The organism is Pseudomonas sp. ok272, assembly GCF_900109995.1.
In the GTDB taxonomy this organism is placed as follows: Bacteria; Pseudomonadota; Gammaproteobacteria; order Pseudomonadales; family Pseudomonadaceae; genus Aquipseudomonas.
The window spans coordinates 171215-192638 of sequence record NZ_FOCB01000005.1; the positions used below are offsets into that span (position 1 = coordinate 171215).

General features: G+C 62.7%; 20 protein-coding genes and 1 riboswitch. Of the genes, 10 read left to right on the top strand and 10 right to left on the bottom strand.

Translation table 11 applies throughout. The features are described 5' to 3' along the window. Window positions 1–167: 167 nt before the first annotated feature. The 6 genes from fba to tkt all read right to left on the bottom strand — a co-directional run bounded on the left by fba (window position 168) and on the right by tkt (window position 6537). Entirely contained in the window at window positions 168–1232 is a 1065-nt protein-coding gene (fba, locus tag BMW74_RS10235; protein WP_093418006.1) for a class II fructose-bisphosphate aldolase, read from the bottom strand. A 261-nt stretch (window positions 1233–1493) separates the two neighbouring features. Further along, window positions 1494–1826, bottom strand: coding sequence for an MliC family protein (locus BMW74_RS10245; RefSeq protein WP_093418013.1), 333 nt, complete (start codon window positions 1824–1826; stop codon window positions 1494–1496). A gap of 59 nt (window positions 1827–1885) precedes the next feature. Then, a complete protein-coding gene (locus BMW74_RS10250) occupies window positions 1886–2107 on the bottom strand; it encodes a hypothetical protein (protein ID WP_093418018.1) in 222 nt (73 codons plus the stop codon). Window positions 2108–2142: 35 nt separating this feature from the next. Then, entirely contained in the window at window positions 2143–3306 is a 1164-nt protein-coding gene (locus tag BMW74_RS10255; RefSeq protein ID WP_093418021.1) for a phosphoglycerate kinase, read from the bottom strand. A 17-nt stretch (window positions 3307–3323) separates the two neighbouring features. Next, a complete protein-coding gene (gene epd / locus BMW74_RS10260; RefSeq protein ID WP_093418025.1) occupies window positions 3324–4388 on the bottom strand; it encodes an erythrose-4-phosphate dehydrogenase in 1065 nt (354 codons plus the stop codon). Between the two features lie 151 nt (window positions 4389–4539). Continuing rightward, complete coding sequence (gene tkt / locus BMW74_RS10265) at window positions 4540–6537, bottom strand: transketolase (protein WP_093418029.1); 1998 nt, start codon at window positions 6535–6537, stop codon at window positions 4540–4542. Window positions 6538–6810: 273 nt separating this feature from the next. Here tkt and BMW74_RS10270 point away from each other — a divergent pair, with 273 nt between their 5' ends. The 4 genes from BMW74_RS10270 (at window position 6811) to BMW74_RS10285 (ending at window position 11352) form a co-directional block, all read left to right on the top strand. Then, window positions 6811–7806 (top strand): ArsR/SmtB family transcription factor, encoded by a 996-nt coding sequence (locus BMW74_RS10270; protein ID WP_093418032.1) that lies wholly within the window; start codon window positions 6811–6813, stop codon window positions 7804–7806. Window positions 7807–7826: 20 nt separating this feature from the next. After that, a complete protein-coding gene (gene metK, locus BMW74_RS10275) occupies window positions 7827–9017 on the top strand; it encodes a methionine adenosyltransferase (RefSeq protein ID WP_093418036.1) in 1191 nt (396 codons plus the stop codon). 158 nt (window positions 9018–9175) lie between these two features. Beyond that, a complete protein-coding gene (ligB, locus tag BMW74_RS10280) occupies window positions 9176–10858 on the top strand; it encodes an NAD-dependent DNA ligase LigB (RefSeq protein ID WP_093418040.1) in 1683 nt (560 codons plus the stop codon). Window positions 10859–10956: 98 nt separating this feature from the next. Further along, entirely contained in the window at window positions 10957–11352 is a 396-nt protein-coding gene (locus BMW74_RS10285; protein WP_093418045.1) for a DUF1090 domain-containing protein, read from the top strand. A 133-nt stretch (window positions 11353–11485) separates the two neighbouring features. Here the strand turns inward: BMW74_RS10285 and BMW74_RS10290 are convergent, their stop codons facing one another. Further along, a complete protein-coding gene (locus BMW74_RS10290; RefSeq protein ID WP_093418049.1) occupies window positions 11486–11935 on the bottom strand; it encodes a c-type cytochrome in 450 nt (149 codons plus the stop codon). A 125-nt stretch (window positions 11936–12060) separates the two neighbouring features. Here BMW74_RS10290 and BMW74_RS10295 point away from each other — a divergent pair, with 125 nt between their 5' ends. Further along, window positions 12061–13239 carry a murein transglycosylase A gene (locus BMW74_RS10295; RefSeq protein ID WP_093418054.1) on the top strand — a complete coding sequence of 393 codons (1179 nt, stop codon included), beginning with the start codon at window positions 12061–12063 and terminating at the stop codon, window positions 13237–13239. A gap of 302 nt (window positions 13240–13541) precedes the next feature. On the opposite strand, the gene BMW74_RS10300 is transcribed toward BMW74_RS10295, so the two are convergent. After that, window positions 13542–13925: an MAPEG family protein gene (locus tag BMW74_RS10300; protein WP_093418059.1), complete on the bottom strand. Its 384-nt coding sequence runs from the start codon at window positions 13923–13925 to the stop codon at window positions 13542–13544. 24 nt (window positions 13926–13949) lie between these two features. Next, complete coding sequence (locus BMW74_RS10305) at window positions 13950–14783, bottom strand: EamA family transporter (RefSeq protein WP_093418064.1); 834 nt, start codon at window positions 14781–14783, stop codon at window positions 13950–13952. A gap of 187 nt (window positions 14784–14970) precedes the next feature. Between BMW74_RS10305 and BMW74_RS10310 the strand changes: the two genes are divergently transcribed. Next, the gene (locus BMW74_RS10310; protein WP_093418068.1) at window positions 14971–16140 is read left to right on the top strand and encodes an MFS transporter; all 1170 of its coding nucleotides are present in this window, start codon (window positions 14971–14973) and stop codon (window positions 16138–16140) included. Window positions 16141–16197: 57 nt separating this feature from the next. On the opposite strand, the gene BMW74_RS10315 is transcribed toward BMW74_RS10310, so the two are convergent. Further along, the gene (locus tag BMW74_RS10315) at window positions 16198–16602 is read right to left on the bottom strand and encodes an acyl-CoA thioesterase (RefSeq protein ID WP_093418072.1); all 405 of its coding nucleotides are present in this window, start codon (window positions 16600–16602) and stop codon (window positions 16198–16200) included. A gap of 198 nt (window positions 16603–16800) precedes the next feature. Beyond that, window positions 16801–16902: riboswitch (S-adenosyl-L-homocysteine riboswitch) on the top strand. Between the two features lie 22 nt (window positions 16903–16924). On the opposite strand from BMW74_RS10315, the gene ahcY reads away from it, so the two are divergent. The 4 genes from ahcY to BMW74_RS10335 all read left to right on the top strand — a co-directional run bounded on the left by ahcY (window position 16925) and on the right by BMW74_RS10335 (window position 21376). After that, on the top strand, window positions 16925–18334 hold the full coding sequence (ahcY, locus tag BMW74_RS10320; protein ID WP_093418077.1) for an adenosylhomocysteinase: 1410 nt from the start codon (window positions 16925–16927) through the stop codon (window positions 18332–18334). Between the two features lie 160 nt (window positions 18335–18494). Then, window positions 18495–19340 (top strand): methylenetetrahydrofolate reductase [NAD(P)H], encoded by an 846-nt coding sequence (metF, locus tag BMW74_RS10325; RefSeq protein WP_093418082.1) that lies wholly within the window; start codon window positions 18495–18497, stop codon window positions 19338–19340. 81 nt (window positions 19341–19421) lie between these two features. Continuing rightward, on the top strand, window positions 19422–20504 hold the full coding sequence (locus BMW74_RS10330) for a hypothetical protein (protein WP_093418086.1): 1083 nt from the start codon (window positions 19422–19424) through the stop codon (window positions 20502–20504). A gap of 56 nt (window positions 20505–20560) precedes the next feature. Beyond that, a complete protein-coding gene (locus BMW74_RS10335; protein WP_093418091.1) occupies window positions 20561–21376 on the top strand; it encodes a substrate-binding periplasmic protein in 816 nt (271 codons plus the stop codon). Window positions 21377–21424: the final 48 nt, after the last annotated feature.

Consider the following 21424-nt stretch of genomic DNA (forward strand, 5'->3'; position numbering starts at 1 on the left):
GCTTCTGCAAAGCAGTAGGTGTCCAGAGGCCATCACCCAGACAAACGGCCAGGCTCCCGACTAACGGTCGGTGTCCGCGCCCCAGGCCAAGGCCAGCCAGCAACACGCAGGCGAAAAAAAGCCCGCATCGCTGCGGGCTTCTTCGCGATCAGGCAAACGCTACAGGCTTAGTTGACCTTGGCGTTCAGCTCACCCTTGAGGTAACGCTGGTACATCGCTTCGAGGGAGATCGGCTTGATCTTCGAGGCGTTGCCGGCGGTGCCGAAGGCTTCGTAGCGGGCGATGCACACGTCGCGCATGGCGGTCACGGTCGCGCCGAAGAACTTGCGCGGGTCGAACTCGCTCGGGTTGGTGGCCATCAGGCGACGCATCGCCCCGGTGGACGCCAGGCGCAGGTCGGTGTCGATGTTGACCTTGCGCACGCCGTGCTTGATCCCTTCGACGATTTCTTCAACCGGCACACCGTAGGTTTCTTTGATGTCGCCGCCGTACTGGTTGATGATCGCCAGCCACTCTTGCGGCACCGAGGAAGAACCGTGCATCACCAAGTGGGTGTTGGGGATGCGCTTGTGGATTTCCTTGATGCGGTCGATGGCCAGCACGTCGCCAGTCGGTGGCTTGGTGAACTTGTAGGCGCCGTGGCTGGTGCCGATGGCGATGGCCAGGGCGTCGACCTGAGTGCGCTTGACGAAGTCAGCCGCTTCTTCCGGGTCGGTCAGCATCTGGCTGTGATCCAGGATGCCTTCGGCGCCGATGCCGTCTTCTTCACCGGCCATGCCGGTTTCCAGCGAACCCAGGCAGCCCAGCTCGCCTTCTACCGAGACGCCGCAGGCGTGCGCCAAGGCCACGGTTTGTTGGGTCACGCGCACGTTGTAGTCGTAGTCGGTCGGGGTCTTGCCGTCTTCACCGAGGGAACCGTCCATCATCACCGAGCTGAAGCCCAGTTGGATGGAGCGCTGGCACACGTCAGGGCTGGTGCCGTGGTCCTGGTGCATGCACACCGGGATGTGCGGGAATTCTTCGATGGCTGCCAGGATCAGGTGACGCAGGAACGGCGCGCCCGCGTATTTGCGTGCACCGGCCGAAGCCTGGACGATCACCGGGGAGTCAGTCTTGTCAGCGGCTTCCATGATGGCGCGCATCTGCTCAAGGTTGTTGACGTTGAAGGCTGGAACGCCGTAGCCGAATTCGGCTGCGTGGTCCAGCATCTGACGCATGCTGATAAGTGCCATTGTGTGGGTCTCTCCCGGTTCAGGGTCGTTAATCGTGCAAGCCTGCCGTAGCGGCGGCTGCGATTCAAGTTATTGCAGATCGGGGGTTGAGGCCGACCGGCGAATGGGGTACTGCAACCTTTCACTGACCTACACAGAATCCCTGTGGGAGCGGGCTTGCTCGCGAATGCGGTTCAACATTCAACATAGATGCAAGCTGTCCTCACGCCTTCGCGAGCAAGCCCGCTCCCACAAGGGGTTCTGCGTAGGCCAAAAATCGTATTACTTGGCCTTACAGCCACGGCCAATCAAATCGTTGGTGGCGACCCAGTACACCAGGCCTTCCTCACCTTTCATGTGAAACGCCAGCTGGCTATCGCTGTACAGCTCGCCACTACCGCTCGGCTCGGCGTTCAAGCGGTGCACCTGATCGTCGCTCAGGCGCACGTCCACGGTGTTCTTGGTGCTGTCGGTGTAGCGCCAGTGCACCTGGGCCTGGCTGTCGCAGACCCAGTCGGTCCAGGTGTCGGACGTGGCAGGGGCGGAGCCCAACAGGTTCACATTGACGCAACCGGCAAGCACGGCCAGGGACGCTACAACGATCAAGCCTTTCATCCATCTTCCTCGGCGGGCGGCACGCGCCTCCCGCACTGGGCGTTAGTGAGTCAGACCGGTCAGGGACAACCCTGTTCCCTGGCCGGTGTATGTGTCTCGTATTTATCCAGGCCCTCGGGCCCGGAACGCTTGTTCAGCACCGGATTGGTTTCCGCCTGCCAGTCCGCCTGGTAGCAGCCTTTTTCCGGTGCGCCGGGCGCCGGCGTCGACGCGGCGGTGGGATGACTCCCACAGCCGGCCAACACTGCCGCCGCGAACAGCGTCGCTAACGTCTTGACCATGTGAACACTCCTTTGCCTGGCCAACGGGGGCGGCTTTAGGCCTTGGCCCGGCTTTCCAGGACTTCAACGGCGGGCAGCACCTTGCCTTCGACGAATTCGAGGAACGCGCCACCGCCGGTAGAAATGTAGGAGATTTGCCCAGCAACGCCATATTTGTCGATGGCCGCCAGGGTGTCGCCACCACCGGCGATGGAGAACGCCGAGCTGTCCGCGATGGCCTGGGCCAGCACTTGGGTGCCGTTGCCGAACTGGTCGAACTCGAACACGCCCACCGGGCCGTTCCACAGGATGGTCTTGGACGACTTCAACAACTCGGCGAAGTGCGCGGCCGTCTGCGGCCCGATGTCCAGGATCATGTCGTCATCGGCCACGTCAGCGATCAGCTTGACGGTGGCGGCAGCGCTTTCGGCGAATTCCTTGGCCACCACCACGTCCACCGGCAGCGGCACGCTGACTTTGGCCGCGATAGCGCGGGCGGTGTCCAGCAGGTCCGGCTCGTACAACGACTTGCCCACCGGGTGACCGGCCGCCGCCAGGAAGGTGTTGGCAATGCCGCCGCCGACGATCAACTGGTTGCAGATCTGGCTCAGGCTGTTCAACACGTCCAGCTTGGTCGAGACCTTGGAACCGGCGACGATCGCCGCCATTGGCTGGGCCGGAGCGCCCAGGGCCTTGCCCAGTGCATCCAGCTCGGCCGCCAGCAACGGGCCTGCCGCCGCCACCTTGGCGAACTTGGCCACGCCATGGGTCGAACCCTCGGCACGGTGCGCGGTGCCAAAGGCATCCATCACGAACACGTCGCACAGGGCGGCGTACTGCTTGGCCAGTTCGTCGGCGTTCTTTTTCTCGCCCTTGTTGAAGCGCACGTTCTCGAACAGCACGATGTCGCCGGCCTTGACGTCGACGCCGTCCAGGTAGTCCGCGACCAGCGGCACGTCACGGCCCAGCGCCTTGCTCAGGTAGGCAGCCACCGGAGCCAGGCTGTTCTCGGCCGAGAACTCGCCTTCGGTCGGACGGCCCAGGTGCGAGCAGACCATCACGGCCGCGCCTTTTTCCAGGGCCAGCTTGATGGTCGGCAGCGAGGCCAGGATACGCGCATCGCTGGTGACAACACCGTCCTTGACTGGGACGTTGAGGTCTTCGCGGATCAATACGCGCTTACCTTGCAGATCGAGGTCGGACATCTTCAACACGGTCATGGGTCGCACTTCCTGGATTACGGTTCTTGAGTGGCAGAGGGTGGAATCGCTGTGTGCAGATAGTGTTCCGCAACATCGAGCATTCGGTTGGCAAACCCCCATTCGTTGTCGAACCAGGCCAGCACATTCACCAGCCGAGGGCCGGAAACGCGGGTCTGACTGGCATCGACAATGGCCGAATGGGGGTCATGGTTAAAATCGCAACTGGCGTGGGGCAGCTCGGTGTACGCCAGCAGGCCCTTGAGTGGACCGCTCGTCGCGGCCTCGCGCAGGACCCGGTTGACCTCGTCGGCGTTGGTGTCGGTCACCGTTTGCAGGGTGATGTCCAGGCACGACACATTGACCGTCGGCACCCGCACGGCCTTGGCCTGGATGCGTCCAGTCAGTTCCGGCAGCAGGCGCTCGATACCCCGCGCCAGCCCGGTCGACACCGGGATCACCGACTGGAACGCCGAACGAGTACGGCGCAGGTCTTCGTGGTGGTAGGCATCGATCACCGGCTGGTCGTTCATCGCCGAGTGAATGGTGGTGATCGACACGTAGTCCAGGCCAAACGCCTGGTCCAGCAGGCGCAACAGCGGCACGCCGCAGTTGGTGGTGCAGGAGGCGTTGGACACCAACAGCTCATCGCCGGTCAGGCCATCCTGGTTGACGCCAAAGACGATGGTGGCGTCGACGTCGGCCTCGCTGGCCATTGGCTGGGAAAACAGCACCCGCGGCGCGCCGGCGTCGAGAAACCGCTGGCCGTCGGCGCGGGTGTTGTAGGCACCGGAGCATTCGAGCACCAGATCGACGTCCAGCGACGCCCAATCGATGCCTTCGGGGGTGGCACTGCGCAGGACCTTCACGCAGGTGCCATTAATCTGCAGACAATCGCCGTCGACCTTCACCTCACCGGGAAAACGCCCGTGGGTGGAGTCAAAGCGTGTCAGGTATTCGATGCTGGGCATGTCGGCCAGATCGTTGATCGCGACAATCTCAAACCCGGCCGCCGAGCCCCGCTCAAACAAAGCACGCAAGACGCAACGACCAATCCGGCCGTAGCCGTTGAGTGCAACTTTGTAAGGACGCGGTTGAGGCATGGGGTTCTCGATCAGCGTGGTGATTCAGGTACAGCAACATTGCCCGAACCACCGCGCTCGCGAGCAGGCTCGCTCCCACAGGGTCTGTGCAGATCCTTGTGGGAGCGAGCCTGCTCGCGAACACGGCAGCCCGAACGACGCAACGTCTGGATCAGTCTTCCAGCAACTCTTCAGCCTGGCCCAGGATGTTTTCCAGGGTGAAGCCGAACTCTTCGAACAAGGCAGGCGCAGGCGCCGACTCGCCGTAGGTGGTCATACCGATGACGCGGCCTTCCAGGCCCACGTACTTGTACCAGTAGTCCGCGTGAGACGCTTCGATGGCGATCCGCGCGCTGACCTGCAACGGCAGGACGGCTTGCTTGTAGCCAGCGTCCTGGGCGTCGAACACGCTGGTGCAGGGCATGGACACCACGCGCACCTGGCGGCCTTGCTCAGTCAGCTTGTCGAAGGCTTGCACGGCCAGGCCCACTTCCGAACCGGTGGCGATCAGGATCAGCTCGGGCTCGCCCGCGCAATCCTTCAACACATAGCCACCACGGCTGATGTCGGCGATCTGCCCGGCATCACGGGTTTGGTGCTGCAGGTTCTGGCGCGAGAAGATCAGCGCCGAAGGGCCGTCGCGGCGCTCCAGGGCGTGCTTCCAGCACACGGCCGATTCCACGGCGTCGGCGGGACGCCAGGTGTCCAGGTTCGGCGTGCAGCGCAGGCTGGCCAGTTGCTCGATCGGCTGGTGCGTCGGGCCGTCTTCGCCCAGGCCGATGGAGTCGTGGGTGTAGACGTGGATCACCCGCTGCTTCATCAGGGCCGACATGCGGACCGCGTTGCGCGCGTATTCCATGAACATCAGGAAGGTCGCGCCGTAAGGCACCAGGCCGCCGTGCAGGGCAACACCGTTCATGATCGCGGTCATGCCGAACTCACGAACGCCGTAGTACATGTAGTTGCCGCTGGCGTCGTCGGCGGTCACGCCCTTGCACCCTTTCCACAGGGTCAGGTTGGAGCCGGCCAGGTCCGCCGAACCACCGAGGAACTCCGGCAGCAACGGGCCGAACGCGTTCAGCGCGTTCTGGCTGGCTTTACGGCTGGCGATGGTTTCGCCCTTGGCCGCGACTTCGGCGATGTAGGCCGAGGCTTTTTCGCTGAAGTCAGCCGGCAGGTCGCCGGACAGACGACGAATCAGCTCGTTGGCTTCGGTCGGGAAGGCTGCGGAGTAGGCCGCGAAACGCTGGTCCCACTCGGCCTCGGTCGCCTTGCCGGCTTCCTTGGCATCCCACTCGGCGTAGATGTCGGCCGGGATTTCGAACGGGCCGTGGTTCCACTTCAACGCTGCGCGGGTCAGGGCGATTTCCGCGTCACCCAATGGGGCGCCGTGGCAGTCTTCCTTGCCTTGCTTGTTCGGCGAGCCGAAGCCGATGGTGGTCTTGCAGCAGATCAGGGTCGGCTGGGCGCTTTTGCGGGCCGTCTCGATCGCGGTCTTGATCTCTTCCGGGTCGTGACCGTCAACGTTGCGGATCACTTGCCAGTTGTAGGCTTCAAAACGCTTGGGGGTGTCATCGGTGAACCAGCCTTCGACTTCGCCGTCGATGGAGATACCGTTGTCATCGTAGAAGGCAATCAGCTTGCCCAGGCCCAACGTACCGGCCAGGGAGGCGACTTCGTGGGAAATGCCTTCCATCATGCAGCCATCACCCAGGAACACGTAGGTGTGGTGATCAACGATGTTGTGCGCCGGACGGTTGAACTGCGCCGCCAGCACTTTTTCCGCCAGGGCAAAACCCACGGCGTTGGCCAGGCCTTGGCCCAGGGGACCGGTGGTGGTCTCCACGCCAGGGGTGTAGCCCAGCTCCGGGTGACCCGGGGTGCGGCTGTGCAGTTGGCGGAAGTTCTTCAGGTCGTCGATCGACAGGTCGTAGCCCGTCAGGTGCAGCAACGAATAGATCAACATCGAGCCATGGCCGTTGGACAGCACGAAGCGGTCACGGTCGGCGAACGATGGGTTGCTCGGGTTGTGCTTCAGATAGTCACGCCAAAGCACTTCGGCGATATCCGCCATGCCCATCGGGGCACCGGGATGGCCGCTGTTGGCTTTTTGCACGGCATCCATGCTGAGGGCACGAATGGCGTTGGCACGCTCACGACGGCTGGGCATCGCTGTTCTCCTGCGGGTACTGAATCGAGAGTGAATAAAACGGAACGCAAAAAAGGCGAGCATTTTCCCTCAGCGCACCGCCTCGGGGCAATGACAGATAGTCGATCCACCCGGTTTTTCCTGTGGATATCTGCCCATTGGCCTGCTGAAACCTTTATGTAGTTCGTATGAAGACCCTCGCGAGGCGCTGCAAGTGCCATCCATCGAGCAATATCAAAACTTTTTGATATTGCTCTTGCGGTGCTTTCGAGGCGTGACTAGACTCCCGTCCTTATGAATTTACGTGTGCCTTCCATTCGCCATGACGATTGCGATGAGCTGGCGGCCCTATGCAAGGCCGGCGGCGACCCGTTGCGCCTGAATGTATTGCGCGCCCTGGCCAACGATTCGTTTGGTGTACTGGAACTGGCGCAGATCTTTGCCACCGGCCAATCCGGCATGAGCCATCACCTCAAGGTGCTCGCCCAGGCCGAGTTGGTGGCCACCCGGCGCGAAGGCAATGCGATTTTTTATCGCCGCGCCCTGCCCCACACCGAACGCCTGGGCGGCAAGCTGCACACCGCCCTGCTCGAAGAAGTGGACGAACTGACCTTGCCCGGCGACGTCCAGGCACGCATCAGTCAGGTCCACGGACAACGCGCGGCGGCCAGCCAGGACTTTTTCTCACGGGTGGCGGACAAATTCCGCGCCCAGCAAGACTTGATCGCCGGCCTGGCGCAGTACCGCGAAAGCGTGCTGGCCCTGCTCGACAAGCTGAGTTTCAACGAAGGTGCCACGGCGATTGAAGTCGGCCCCGGCGACGGCGGGTTTCTGCCGGAACTGGCGCGCCGCTTCCAGCAAGTCACGGCACTGGACAACAGCCCGGCGATGCTGGAGCTGGCGCGCCAGGTGTGCGAGCGCGAAGCGCTGGGCAATGTCAGCCTGCAACTGGCCGACGCCTTGAACGGTGTCAGCCTGACGGCTGATTGCGTGGTGTTGAACATGGTCTTGCACCATTTCGCCGCACCGGCCGATGCGCTCAAGCACATGGCCGGCTTGCTGCAACCAGGCGGTAGCCTGCTGGTGACAGAGTTATGCAGTCACAACCAAAGTTGGGCCAGGGAGGCCTGCGGTGATCTTTGGTTGGGGTTTGAACAGGACGATCTGGCCCGTTGGGCCACCGCTGCGGGACTCGTTCCCGGGGAAAGCCTCTATGTAGGCTTACGTAATGGTTTCCAGATCCAGGTCCGCCATTTTCAGCGGCCATCTGGCGACACTCACCATCGGTAACTACTCAGGAAACCATCGAGATGAGCGAATACTCCCTTTTCACCTCCGAGTCCGTGTCTGAAGGGCATCCGGACAAAATCGCCGACCAGATTTCTGATGCGGTGCTGGACGCCATCATTGCTGAAGACAAGCACGCCCGTGTGGCCTGCGAGACTCTGGTGAAAACGGGCGTGGCGATCATCGCCGGCGAAGTCACCACCACCGCTTGGGTCGACCTGGAACAGATCGTCCGTGACGTGATCACCGACATCGGCTACACCAGCTCCGACGTCGGTTTCGACGGTGCGACCTGCGGCGTGATGAACATCATCGGCAAGCAGTCCCCCGACATCAACCAGGGCGTCGACCGTGCCAAGCCTGAAGACCAGGGCGCCGGTGACCAGGGCCTGATGTTCGGCTACGCCAGCAACGAGACCGACGTGCTGATGCCAGCACCGATCACCTTCTCCCACCAACTGGTACAGCGCCAGGCCGAAGCCCGTAAATCCGGCTTGCTGCCATGGCTGCGTCCGGACGCCAAGAGCCAGGTGACCTGCCGTTACGAAGGCGGCAAGGTGGTGGGTATCGACGCCGTCGTGCTGTCGACCCAGCACAACCCGGAAGTGTCCTATAAAGACCTGCGCGAAGGCGTGATGGAGCTGATCGTCAAGCACGTGCTGCCTGCCGAACTGCTGACCAAGGACACCCAGTTCCACATCAACCCGACTGGCCAGTTCATCATCGGTGGCCCGGTAGGCGACTGCGGCCTGACCGGTCGCAAGATCATCGTCGACAGCTACGGCGGCATGGCCCGTCACGGTGGCGGCGCGTTCTCCGGTAAAGATCCGTCCAAGGTTGACCGCTCGGCGGCCTACGCCGGGCGCTACGTGGCCAAGAACATCGTTGCGGCCGGCCTGGCCGAGCGTTGCGAGATCCAGGTGTCCTACGCCATCGGTGTCGCTCAGCCGACGTCGATCTCGTTGAACACCTTCGGCACCGGCAAGATCAGCGATGACAAGATCGTCAAGCTGGTGCGCGAAGTGTTCGACCTGCGCCCTTACGCCATCACCAAGATGCTCGACCTGCTGCACCCGATGTACCAGGAAACCGCAGCCTACGGCCACTTCGGTCGTACGCCGCAGACCAAGACCGTGGGCAACGACACCTTCACCACGTTCACCTGGGAAAAAACCGACCGCGCCGACGCCCTGCGCGACGCTGCCGGCCTGTAAGCCTCCCCAGCGACAAAAAAGCCCCGCACGGTTCGCCCTGCGGGGCTTTTTCATGGCCGCTCGATCGGCGCCGGACACACCCTGAAAAGCAACCGTGCGCGCACCGCCGACACCCGGTCTAGGCTTCGGTGACCACCCTGCGAGCAAGGACGCTCACCATGTTCACCCCCCTGCGCCTGCTGATCGGTTTGTCACTGCTAGCCTTTTACCCCAACACCCATGCCAGCCCCTGTCCCGACTGGCCACCCCGCCAACTGCACGATGAAATCAACGCCCTGCAACAGCAGGTCGAGCACTGGGACGATGCCTATCATCGCCAAGGCCGCTCACTGATTGCCGATGAGCTTTACGATCAGGCCCGCACCCGCCTCGCCGACTGGCGCACCTGCGCGCGCCTCGAACCCCTTGCAGCAAATCCACCCCCCGGCCCCCGGGCGACCCTGGCCCACCCGATTGCCCACACCGGCCTTGAGAAGCTGCGAGACGATCCGGCTGCCCACGCCTGGCTCAGCTCACGCCACGACGTGTGGGTCCAGCCCAAAGTGGACGGCGTGGCCGTCTCGCTGATTTATCAGCAGGGCCGTCTGGCGCAAGCCATCAGCCGTGGCGATGGTGTCCAGGGCCAGGACTGGACCGCCTCGGCGCGCTTGATCGACGCGATCCCGCAACGACTGGCGCAACCGCTGGACCTGCAGGTGCAAGGCGAACTCTATTGGCGCCTGAGCGATCACATCCAGGCCAACGCCGGCGGCCTCAATGCCCGCAGCCTGGTGGCAGGGTTGATGGCGCGCAAAGCGCTGAGCCAGGAGGATGCCACGCGCATCGGCTTTTTCGCCTGGGACTGGCCCCAAGGCCCGGCCAGCTTGCCGGCGCGTGCAGTGGCACTGACCGCGCTGGGCTTTGCCGACACCCTGGCCTTCAGCAAACCCGTCGGCACACTGGCCGACGCCGGGCACTGGCGACATCACTGGTACCGCGCGCCACTGCCCTTCGCCACCGATGGCGTGGTCCTGCGCCAACAGGCACGGCCGGCCGTCGAACGCTGGCAGGCCAAGCCTCCGCACTGGGCGGTCGCCTGGAAATACCCCCATGCCCAGGCGTTGGCCCAGGTGCGCAAGGTGCAGTTCAAGGTCGGCCGGACCGGGCGCATCACCCCAATGCTGGAGTTGCTGCCGGTGACCCTGGATGACCGGCAGATCAAGCGGGTCAGCGCCAGCTCGCTGCAACGCTGGCAGCAACTGGATATCCGCCCCGGCGACCAGGTCGCCATCAGCCTGGCCGGTCAGACCATCCCGCGCCTGGACGGGGTGATCCTGCGCAGTGCCGAGCAGGTCGATGTCAGCGCACCGAACCCGAATGACTTCCACGCCTTGAGCTGCTGGCAACCGGCACCCGGCTGTGAAAGCCAATTCCTCGCGCGCCTGACCTGGCTCAGTGGCAAGCATGGGCTAGCCCTGCATCATGTCGGCCCTGGCACCTGGGAACGCCTGGTCCGCAGCGGCCGTATCAAAGGGTTACTGGATTGGTTGACCCTTGATGCGGCAGAGCTTGCTACCATTGATGGCTTCGGCGAGCGCAGTGCCGCCCGCCTTCTGAACAGTTTTGATCGCGCCAGGCAACAATCCTTTGCACGCTGGCTCAAAGCCTTGGGACTCCCACCCACAGGCGAGGCCAGGCTGGATCGAACCTGGCAACTGCTGGCACAACGCGACACCGAACAATGGCAAGCCGAAGCGGGTATCGGCCCGGGACGCGCCGCGCAGCTAAGCGCATTTTTTCGCGACCCGCAGGTACTGGCCTTGAGCAAACAACTGCACGCAGCCGCTATTGATGGGTTCTAGCCCCCCCAGCGAACCGGTAGCGTGGAACCCAAGGGCTGTCGATGCGCTCCAATCGCCCATCGTCATGCCGAATTGATTACGTGTTCAACGGAGCCTTCATGAAACGTCTTGCACCCTTCGCCCTGCTAGCCCTGTGCAGCGCCTTCGCCGCCCCATTGATGGCGGCCGAGCCCACCCCGGAACTGACCGGCTGCGCCGCCAAGCGCCAGGCCATCAGCCTCCAGATCGAACAGGCCAAGGCCCACGGCAATGCCGAACAACAAGCCGGCCTGGAAAAAGCCCTGAGCGAAGTCACCGCCCACTGCACCGATGCCTCCCTGAAGAAAGAACGGGAGAACAAGGTGCTCGACGCCAAGCACGAAGTCAGCACACGCCAGGCCGACCTCGAAAAGGCCATGAAAAAGGGCGATCCGGACAAGATCAACAAGCGCAAAGAGAAGCTCGCCGAGTCGCGCAAGGAACTGCAACAAGCGCTGGATGACCTGGACAAGTAAAAACCAGATGCACAATCTGTGGGAGCGAGCCCGCTCGCGAAGACGGAGTGTCAGCCGACAGCAATGCTGCCTGATGCCTCGCTATCGCGAGCAGGCTCGCTCCCACAGGGTTGCGCGCCAAACGCAAGATGTATCAGTGATCACGAAACTGCTTATGGCACGCGCTGCACGCGTCTTCGACTTTTTGCACCGCAGGCCCCAGGTTGCTCGCCTTGTAAGGCTGGACCTGGCTGGCAAGCACCAATTCACCGGTGGCGGTTTCAAGCGTGCGGGCCATTTCCTGGAAGCGGGCCTGTTGCTGCCAGACACCGTCCTTGGCGCTGGTGTGATCTTCTTCACGCACCTGCGGGAAGTGTTTCCACGGCTCTTTGGACAGCGCGTCGAGCTTGACCGCGCCCTCGGCAAACTTGGCGCCGTCGAACGGCACTCGTCCACGCAGCATGCCGCCCAGCTCTTCGCTGGTCTTGAGCATTTGCTTGAAGATCGCCTTGCGCTGGCCCAACGGCGAGTTCGGATCGACGCCGCCGCAGGCAGACAGCGCCAGGCAGGCCAGCAATACAACGGAAATTCTTTTAAGAGTCATGGTGGCTCACGTCACGGGAAACGGCGGCCAGTATCCTCGCCTGACCTGCAAAGACCAATAGCCCTATTAACAACAAGGGTTGCCTGAATGGGCTCGCCCCCAGGCAATCGGCAAAGGATGTACCCATGAACAAGCGTTTCAAGGCCTGGCGCCACACCCTGGCCTGGACCCTCCCTGCGGTTGCCCTGCTGGCAGGCTGCAACGGCGGCGACAACACCAAGCCACAAACCCACGCCATCGCCACGTATACCAGCGCAACCTGGGATGCGTTGCCGGCGGTTGCCGACAGCGACCTGCTGGCCGGTTTCACCTCGTGGCGCAGCGCGTGCCAACGCCTCAAGGCCGACCCGGTCTGGGGCCCGACCTGCGCACAGGCGAGCGACGTGCCGCAGGACGCACCGTCCGTGCGCGGTTTTCTCCAGCAACACTTGCAGGTCTACGGCCTGCGCTCGTCCACGGGCGATGCCAACGGCTTGATCACCGGTTACTACGAGCCGGTGTACCCGGGCAGCCTGGTCCAGACCCCAGCAGCCAACGTGCCGGTCTACGGCGTGCCGGAGGACATGATCATCGTGTCCCTGGAAAGCCTCTACCCAGAACTCAAGGGCAAACGCCTGCGCGGCCGTCTTGAGGGTCGAGTGCTCAAGCCTTACGACGACGCCGCGACCATCGAGACCCAAGGAGTCAAGGCACCGATCGTGGCCTGGCTGACCGACCCGATGGACCTGCAGTTCCTACAGATCCAGGGCTCGGGCCGGGTGCAAATTGAAGGCGGCCGGCAACTGCGCATCGCCTATGCCGACCAGAACGGCCACCCCTACCGCCCAATCGGCCGCTGGCTGGTGGAACAGGGCGAGCTGAAGAAAGAAGACGTGACCATGGGCGCCATCAGCGCCTGGGCCAAAGCCCACCCGACACGCATTCCCGAACTGCTGGGGAGCAACCCGAGCTACGTATTCTTCACCCGCAACCCCGACAGCAACGAAGGCCCGCGCGGCTCGCTGAACGTACCACTGACCGCCGGCTACAGCGTGGCCGTGGACCGCAAGGTCATTCCACTGGGCAGTCTGTTGTGGCTGTCCACCACCCGCCCCGACGGCACCACACTGGTACGGCCCGTGGCCGCCCAGGACACCGGCGGCGCAATCACCGGCGAAGTCCGCGCCGACCTGTTCTGGGGCACCGGCGAAGCCGCTGGAAACCTCGCCGGCGACATGAAACAACAAGGACAGATCTGGATGCTGTGGCCCAAAGGCATGCCCTTGCCGGCGCTGCCACAGGTGGCGGATAGCGTTAAACCCTGAGCCTTGCTTCGCCGGCTGGATAGCCTTCGCCGGCAAGCCGGTCTCGCTCCCACAATGGATCGAGTACAGCCGCCCGAGACAGGCCGGCTGTCAGGCCGTTTTCGCGACGGTGCGGCGATCCGACAAGCCCACCTGGTCTGAGGCGAACACACATCCCGTGTCAGGCCCGGATCCTTGGAGCGAGGCTTGCCCGCGAAGGCGGTAAGCCTGGCGACATCAATGTTGAATGGGCTGGCCTCTTCGCGGGCAAGCCTCGCTCCTACGGGCTCAACCCAGAGCAAGAGCGAGGCCAGCCGCCAGCCTCAGATCGAGACAAAAAAGAAACTGATGATCAACCCCATCCCCACGAACCACACGAGCGACCGCAAAATCCCCCAGTCCGCCAGGTAGCAAATGATGTAGAGCAGACGACTGGTGATAAACAGCACCGCCAGCACATTAATCGTCACCAACTCCGCGTTACCCGCCAGGTGAGCGACGATCACCGCGGCCGCAAACGCCGGCGTTACTTCGAAGCTATTGAGCTGGGCCGCATGAGCGCGCTTGGCGAACCCTTCCAGGGTTTGCTCGAACCCCCGGGGGTCACGGTTATGACGAAGACGGTAGCCACCCCCGGCCTTGGCGATACCGATACACAGGTACGGCAGGAAGATAGCGATCAAGATGCACCACAGAGCAACAGTCATAGCGAACTCCTTTCTTTTTAGTTGTTAGAACTTCATCACCAGCATGCCAATCAGCACCAACCCACACGCCAGCAGCCGTGGTCCGCCGAAAGGCTCTTTGAGGTAGCGCATGCCAAACAGCACCACCAGGATCACGCTCACCTCACGCAGCGCCGCCGCCTCGGCAATCGAGCCCAGCTGCATCGCCCACAGCACCAGAGCGTAACTCAGCAGCACGCAGAATCCGACTGCCAACCCCAGCCGCCACTGCTCACGCCAGAACAGCATGAACGCCGGACGCTTGCGCACCAGCGCCAACAGCGGGAATGGCCAGGCACTGAGCAACGTCACCCAGACCAGGTAATCCAGCGGGTGCGACCAGCGCCGTATCGCCTGGCCGTCGATGAAGGTGTAGCAGCCGATGCACAAACCGATCAGCGCCACCACCGGCAGCATCGACCACGGCAAGCGGTCGCCACCACCGCCCTGCCACAACAGGCACAGCATGCCGAACGGGATCAACAGGATGCCCAGGATCTGCTGGGTGCTCAGCACTTCGCCGGCAAAGACCAGCGTCAGCGCCAACACCACCAACGGCGACAGACCACGCATCAGCGGATAGACCAGGCCCAGGTCGCCGACCCGATAGGCCTGGATCAGCAGGTAGCGATAGAGCAACTCGAAAGCCGCCGACGCCAGGATCCAGGGCCAGATCTCCACGGGCGGCACGTCAACGAACGGCAGCATCACGGCGACAAACAGCATCGCCACCGAATCCATGCAGGCCACCACCAGCAAGCGTTCGGCGCTGAACTTGATCAAGGTATTCCAGGCCGCGTGCAACAGCGCCGCCACCAACACTAGAACTGTCGCGAGCACACCTGTCTCCCCATAGAATTGATTCGCCATGCCTGCGCAGCTGTTTATACTGCAACCGAACACGCCGTACTCACTTGCGCACAGACTAATTCCAATAAATGTTGCTGCTCCCGGCTCTGCATCGAGCGGGAGGCTGGCATGCGTTCGCCTGATCAAAGCGTCAAGACTACCGACAGAGACCTTGCGCATGCCACTGGCCTTGCTTGCTTTAGCCGTTGCCGCGTTTGGCATCGGCACCACTGAATTCGTAATCATGGGCCTGTTGCCCGATGTCGCCCGCGACCTTGGCGTCAGCATCCCCGACGCCGGCCTGCTGATCACCGGCTACGCCCTGGGCGTGGTGTTTGGCGCTCCAATCCTGGCGGTCGGCACCGCCAACATGCCGCGCAAGGCCACCTTGCTCGGCATGACCCTGATGTTCATCCTCGGCAACGTGCTCTGCGCCCTGGCACCGAACTACGCCACGCTGATGGCCGCGCGGGTGGTCACAGCACTGTGCCATGGTGCGTTCTTCGGGATTGGCTCGGTGGTGGCCGCCGGACTGGTCGCACCCAACAAGCGCGCCCAGGCGATTGCGCTGATGTTCACCGGCCTGACCCTGGCCAATGTGCTCGGCGTGCCACTGGGCACCGCGCTGGGCCAATACGCCGGCTGGCGCTCGACCTTTTGGGCGGTGTCGGTGATCGGGGTGATCGCGGCGTTTGCCCAGTGGCGCTGGTTGCCCAGGCACATCGCCATGGACAAGGCCAACCTGGCCAGTGAGTTCAAGGTGCTGGGCAAGGCCAACGTGCTGCTGGCCCTGGGCATGAGCGTGCTGGCCTCCACCAGCCTGTTCAGCGTGTTCACCTACATCGCGCCGATCCTGCAGGACATCACCGGCGTCAGCCCCCATGGCGTGACGCTCATGTTGTTGCTGTTCGGCGTAGGCCTGACGGCAGGCAGCGTGCTCGGCGGCAAGCTGGCCGACAGCCGCCTGCTGCCGTCACTGGTGGGCATGGCCCTGGCGGTCGTCGTGGTGCTGGCGGCGTTCAGCCAGACCAGCCATTCGGTGATCCCAGCGGCGATCACGCTGGTGCTGTGGGGGATTTTTGCCTTCGCGCTGTGCCCGATCCTGCAACTGCTGATCATCGACCAGGCCCACGAGGCACCCAACCTGGGCTCGACCCTCAATCAGAGCGCCTTCAACCTGGGCAACGCGGCAGGCGCCTGGATCGGCGGACTGGTGGTCGCCAGCGGCGCCGACCTGGCTGACCTGCCCTGGACGGGTTCGCTGGTCAGCGGCTTGACCGTGCTGGCGGCGCTGTTCTTTATCTACCTGCAACGTCGCCGCGCGACCACCACAACGGTCCCCGGCTGAGCCTTGCGCTGGGTTCTTGTGCCGAGGGCGCCATCGTCTTCGGCACAAGGACAGCCGTCATTCCTGGCCGTCTTCTTCCTGGAACTGATCCTTCACGTACTTGATCTCGGTCCGGCCATGGGGCGCGGGCAGGCCGTCTTCACCCAGATTGACGAAGACCATTTTCTCCACGGTCAGGATGCTCTTACGGGTGATCTTGTTGCGCACTTCGCACGTCAGGGTGATCGAGGTGCGACCGAACTCGGTGGCGGTGATCCCCAACTCGATAATGTCGCCCTGGCGCGAGGCGCTGACGAAGTTGATCTCGGAAATGTACTTGGTGACCACGCGCTGGTTGCCCAGTTGGACGATGGCGTAGATCGCCGCTTCCTCGTCGATCCAGCGCAGCAGGCTACCGCCGAACAGCGTGCCATTGGGGTTGAGGTCTTCGGGTTTTACCCATTTGCGGGTGTGGAAGTTCATGCTCACTCCTGACCATCTTGGCGATTGATGGCGGCCATCATGGCAGACCACACGTCCAGGCTCCATGAGCCTTAGACTATGGTCCCGATAAGGGAAGTTCATGTAACCGACAGAAACCCTTTGGCAGATCAGCCTGGCCCGCTATAATCGCCCCCGTTTCAAAACGGTCATCTTCACTTGATACCGTTTTCCCGCCACCTGTCCGAGGGGCGCTGCAGCAGGTCAACCCTGTCAGGCTCGGATGGGGCGTTGCCTGGCTCACGTGGCCAGACTCTAAACGCACAACGGCGCCCATTCGCATCCTTACGAATGGAGGCTCTTCATGAGCGCTGTCAACACGCCTGCAGATTTCAACGATTACAAAGTCGCCGACATGTCCCTCGCTGCCTGGGGCCGTCGCGAAACCATCATCGCCGAGTCGGAAATGCCGGCACTGATGGGCCTGCGCCGCAAGTACGCGGGCGAGCAGCCGCTCAAGGGCGCAAAAATCCTCGGCTGCATCCACATGACCATCCAGACTGCCGTGCTGATCGAAACCCTGGTTGCCCTGGGTGCCGAAGTGCGTTGGTCGTCCTGCAACATTTTCTCGACTCAAGACCAGGCCGCAGCGGCCATCGCGGCTGCCGGCATTCCGGTATTCGCCTGGAAAGGTGAAACCGAGCAAGAGTACGAGTGGTGCCTGGAGCAGACCATCCTCAAGGACGGCGCACCGTGGGATGCCAACATGATCCTCGACGACGGCGGCGACCTGACTGAGCTGCTGCACAAGAAATACCCGGCCATCCTGGACCGCGTCCACGGCGTGACCGAAGAAACCACCACCGGCGTACACCGCCTGCTGGACATGCTGGCCAAGGGCGAGCTGAAAATCCCGGCCATCAACGTCAACGACTCGGTGACCAAGAGCAAGAACGACAACAAGTACGGCTGCCGTCACAGCCTGAACGACGCGATCAAGCGCGGCACCGACCACCTGCTGTCCGGCAAGCAAGCGCTGGTCATCGGCTACGGCGACGTGGGCAAGGGTTCGGCCCAGTCCCTGCGCCAGGAAGGCATGATCGTCAAGGTTTCCGAAGTTGACCCAATCTGCGCCATGCAGGCGTGCATGGACGGTTTCGAACTGGTTTCGCCGTTCATCGACGGCATCAACACCGGCACCGAAGCGAGCATCGACAAGGCATTGCTGGGCAAGATCGACCTGATCGTGACCACCACCGGCAACGTCAATGTGTGCGACGCCAACATGCTCAAGGCCCTGAAGAAGCGTGCTGTTGTCTGCAACATCGGCCACTTTGACAACGAAATCGACACCGCTTTCATGCGCAAGCACTGGGCATGGGAAGAAGTGAAGCCTCAGGTGCACAAGATCCACCGCACCGGCGCTGGCGACTTCGACCCACAGAACGACGACTACCTGATCCTGCTGGCCGAAGGCCGCCTGGTTAACCTGGGCAACGCCACTGGCCACCCAAGCCGCATCATGGACGGCTCGTTCGCCAACCAGGTACTGGCGCAGATCTTCCTGTTCGGCCAGAAGTACGCCGACCTGTCGCCGGCCCAGAAAGCCGAACGCCTGACCGTTGAAGTACTGCCTAAGAAGCTCGACGAAGAAGTGGCCCTGGAAATGGTCCGCGGTTTCGGTGGCGTCGTGACTCAACTGACCAAGACCCAGGCCGACTACATCGGCGTGACGGTCGAAGGTCCGTTCAAGCCGCACGCTTACCGCTACTGATCGGCCCTGCTGCCTGCTCTCCCTGTGGGAGCGGGCTTGCCCGCGAAGGCGTTGGCACATTCAACCTCAACGTTGGCTGTTGCACCGCGTTCGCGAGCACCCCCGCCTCCACACAGACGGTGCATGCCTTACAGGCTTTTGAGTTTCCAAGGATCCGACCATGTCCCAAGACCGTCGCTACAGCTTCGAGTTCTTCCCGACCAAGACCGATGCTGGGCATGAAAAACTGCTCGCCACTGCCCGTCAACTGGCGACCTACAACCCCGACTTCTTCTCGTGCACCTACGGTGCCGGCGGCTCGACACGTGATCGCACGATCAACACCGTGTTGCAGCTAGAAAGCGAAGTCAAAGTACCGGCCGCACCGCACCTGTCGTGCGTGGGCGACAGCAAGGACGACCTGCGCAGCCTGCTGAACGAGTACAAGGCGGCGGGCATCAAACGTATCGTCGCACTGCGCGGTGACCTGCCTTCAGGCATGGGCATGGCCAGCGGCGAGTTGCGCTACGCCAATGACCTGGTTGAATTCATCCGCGAAGAAACGGCTGATCATTTTCACCTCGAAGTCGCCGCTTACCCGGAAATGCACCCACAAGCGCGCAACTTCGAAGACGATCTGGCCAATTTCGTGCGCAAGGCCAACGCTGGCGCCGACAGTGCGATCACCCAGTACTTCTTCAACGCCGACAGCTACTTCTACTTCGTTGAACGTGTACGGGCGCTGGGCGTCATGATTCCGATCGTGCCGGGCATCATGCCGATCACCAACTACACCAAGCTGGCACGCTTCTCCGATGCCTGTGGTGCAGAGATCCCCCGCTGGATCCGTAAGCAGCTGGAAGCCTACGGCGATGACTCCGAGAGCATCCAAGCGTTCGGCACCCAGGTGATCACGGAAATGTGTGAACGTTTGTTGCAGGGCGGCGCACCGGGGCTGCACTTCTATACCCTGAACCAAGCTGAACCTAGCCTGGCTATCTGGAACAATCTGAAGCTACCTCGTTAACGCAGGTGTAGCATTCAGGAAAACAGGCTCTGGAGAAAACCAGGGCCTTTTTTTATTCTCCCTCACCCGGAAACGCAATAAATGTCGACCCCGCGCGCCACTCCTACCCCGCAACTGATCTATCTGGTGTACGGGGCCAATACCTACCACCAGGAGGCGGTGTTCAGTATCGCCAGTGCGCTGGCGGGTATGCGCAAGACACCGGGGCAGGCACTGGACATCCAGGTCTTCACCGACAACCCGGCGCCTTATCGCGATTTGCCGGTGCGGGTCCGCGAGTTCGACGAAAGCACGCGCCAGCAATGGATCGCCCCCCACGGCTATCACTTCCGGGCCAAGCACGTGGTCATGCAACAGGTCCTGGCCGAGTCCGAACTGGCCCTGCTGATCGACACCGACACGTTCTTCCAGTGCTCGCCGCTGGAGCTGTTCCAACGCGTGGCCCCTGGCACGCTGCTGTGCAACGCCATCGGCGCGCCCTATGGCATCGACCAGCAGGCGCTGCTCTACCGGACCCTGGCGACGCAGCTTCAAGCGCGGCAACTGGCGGACGACCAGATGCCGATGCTCAATTCCGGGGTAATCGGGCTTTATCGCGAGGATGCCGACGTCCTCGAACAATCGATTGCCTTGATGGACGAGTTCTACCCCCTGGCCAAGGGCGCCTACACCCTCGAAGAGTTTTGCCTGGCCGTGGCCGCCTACCGCACCAAGCAGGTGCGTGAATGCACCGACCTGATCCACCACTACTGGAGCCGCAAACAGCTGTTTCGCGCCAAGATCCAGGCCTGGCTGGACAAGCACGGCGCCGATCCGATCAGCGCCCTGGCCCTGGACGAGACCGCCCTGGTCACGCCAACCCTGCCGCGCCCGCCCACCTTCCAGCGCCTGCTGTTCAAGTTGGCAACCCTGGCCTTGCCCCGCCAGCAGCGCCAGTTCATGCGCGAAATCCTCTACGGCTGCTACCGCCATCCCAACCCGTTCGACCAGGCGTGTACGCCGGTCTGGTGGGAAAAAGCCCGCGAGAACCTTGAGAAGCGTCTCAAGCGGCCGCTGCCGAACCCGCAACTGGAACGCTGGTTCAACCACCCGATCAATCGGCTGGTGCTGGGGCAACGCCGCAAGGCTATCTACCTACACCTGGCGCAGGGAAAAGACGACTGAAGCTCGGGCTAGAGCGCCTCTAGCTATTTCATCGAGTCTCGTCGTAATCTCCAGCGATGCCCGCCATTGCCCAACTGCTGACCGCCCTGCTTGTCCTGTGCCTGAGCCTCACCGCCCGGGCCGAGAAGCTGCGCATTGTCACCGAGCCCTGGGCACCCTACGTCTACGAAGAAAACGGCCAGGCACGCGGGCTGGACTATGAAGCCACGGCGATCGTCTTCCAGCGCCTGGGGATCGAAGTCGAATGGCAATTCCTGCCCTGGAAGCGCTGCCTGCAGATGCTCGACCAGGGCCTGGCCGACGGCGCACTGGACATCTTCCACAGTAATGAACGCGAAGTCACCCTGCTCTATCCCAGCGAACCACTGTCGCACGTCGAGTTCGTGATGTTCTACGCCAATGCCCGGCCGCACCCCTTCCGCACCCTCGAAGACCTGCGCGGCCTGACCATCGGCACCTCGCCCGGCTACCTGTACAGCGAGGATTTTCGTGACTCGACGCTATTCACCCGCGAGCCGGCGCCGACTCACGAAGCCAACTTCGGCAAGCTGGCCCTTGGACGTATCGACCTGCTGATTACCGATCGCCGGGTGGGCCAGACCTTGCTCGACAGCCTGAAGCTACGCGACCAGATCAGCGAAAGCCCCACCCTCATCAGCCATGAAGCCCAGTTCCTGGCCGTACGCCGCCGGGCTGGCATGGACCTGCTGGTGCAACGCTTCGCTGCCGAGCTCAAGCGCTTCAAGCGCGAGCCGGCGTATGCCCAACTCAGCGCCCGGTATGGCGCAACGCCTGTCGTTGCCGCCCAATCGACACCGGTTCAAGCCAGCAAAGAAAAAACCGTTGAGCAGCAGGAAAGCAGCGCGCAGTGATTGCTCTGTTATACTCCGGCCTTCCCGCCAGGCTTACGCCCGGACGCT

Bases quoted from the DNA above. Each gene is read 5' to 3' on its own strand.
- fba (WP_093418006.1), bottom strand. From the start codon at position 1,232: ATGGCACTTATCAGCATGCGTCAGATGCTGGACCACGCAGCCGAATTC.
- BMW74_RS10245 (WP_093418013.1), bottom strand. From the start codon at position 1,826: ATGAAAGGCTTGATCGTTGTAGCGTCCCTGGCCGTGCTTGCCGGTTGC.
- BMW74_RS10250 (WP_093418018.1), bottom strand. From the start codon at position 2,107: ATGGTCAAGACGTTAGCGACGCTGTTCGCGGCGGCAGTGTTGGCCGGC.
- BMW74_RS10255 (WP_093418021.1), bottom strand. From the start codon at position 3,306: ATGACCGTGTTGAAGATGTCCGACCTCGATCTGCAAGGTAAGCGCGTA.
- epd (WP_093418025.1), bottom strand. From the start codon at position 4,388: ATGCCTCAACCGCGTCCTTACAAAGTTGCACTCAACGGCTACGGCCGG.
- tkt (WP_093418029.1), bottom strand. From the start codon at position 6,537: ATGCCCAGCCGTCGTGAGCGTGCCAACGCCATTCGTGCCCTCAGCATG.
- BMW74_RS10270 (WP_093418032.1), top strand. From the start codon at position 6,811: ATGAATTTACGTGTGCCTTCCATTCGCCATGACGATTGCGATGAGCTG.
- metK (WP_093418036.1), top strand. From the start codon at position 7,827: ATGAGCGAATACTCCCTTTTCACCTCCGAGTCCGTGTCTGAAGGGCAT.
- ligB (WP_093418040.1), top strand. From the start codon at position 9,176: ATGTTCACCCCCCTGCGCCTGCTGATCGGTTTGTCACTGCTAGCCTTT.
- BMW74_RS10285 (WP_093418045.1), top strand. From the start codon at position 10,957: ATGAAACGTCTTGCACCCTTCGCCCTGCTAGCCCTGTGCAGCGCCTTC.
- BMW74_RS10290 (WP_093418049.1), bottom strand. From the start codon at position 11,935: ATGACTCTTAAAAGAATTTCCGTTGTATTGCTGGCCTGCCTGGCGCTG.
- BMW74_RS10295 (WP_093418054.1), top strand. From the start codon at position 12,061: ATGAACAAGCGTTTCAAGGCCTGGCGCCACACCCTGGCCTGGACCCTC.
- BMW74_RS10300 (WP_093418059.1), bottom strand. From the start codon at position 13,925: ATGACTGTTGCTCTGTGGTGCATCTTGATCGCTATCTTCCTGCCGTAC.
- BMW74_RS10310 (WP_093418068.1), top strand. From the start codon at position 14,971: ATGCCACTGGCCTTGCTTGCTTTAGCCGTTGCCGCGTTTGGCATCGGC.
- BMW74_RS10315 (WP_093418072.1), bottom strand. From the start codon at position 16,602: ATGAACTTCCACACCCGCAAATGGGTAAAACCCGAAGACCTCAACCCC.
- ahcY (WP_093418077.1), top strand. From the start codon at position 16,925: ATGAGCGCTGTCAACACGCCTGCAGATTTCAACGATTACAAAGTCGCC.
- metF (WP_093418082.1), top strand. From the start codon at position 18,495: ATGTCCCAAGACCGTCGCTACAGCTTCGAGTTCTTCCCGACCAAGACC.
- BMW74_RS10330 (WP_093418086.1), top strand. From the start codon at position 19,422: ATGTCGACCCCGCGCGCCACTCCTACCCCGCAACTGATCTATCTGGTG.
- BMW74_RS10335 (WP_093418091.1), top strand. From the start codon at position 20,561: ATGCCCGCCATTGCCCAACTGCTGACCGCCCTGCTTGTCCTGTGCCTG.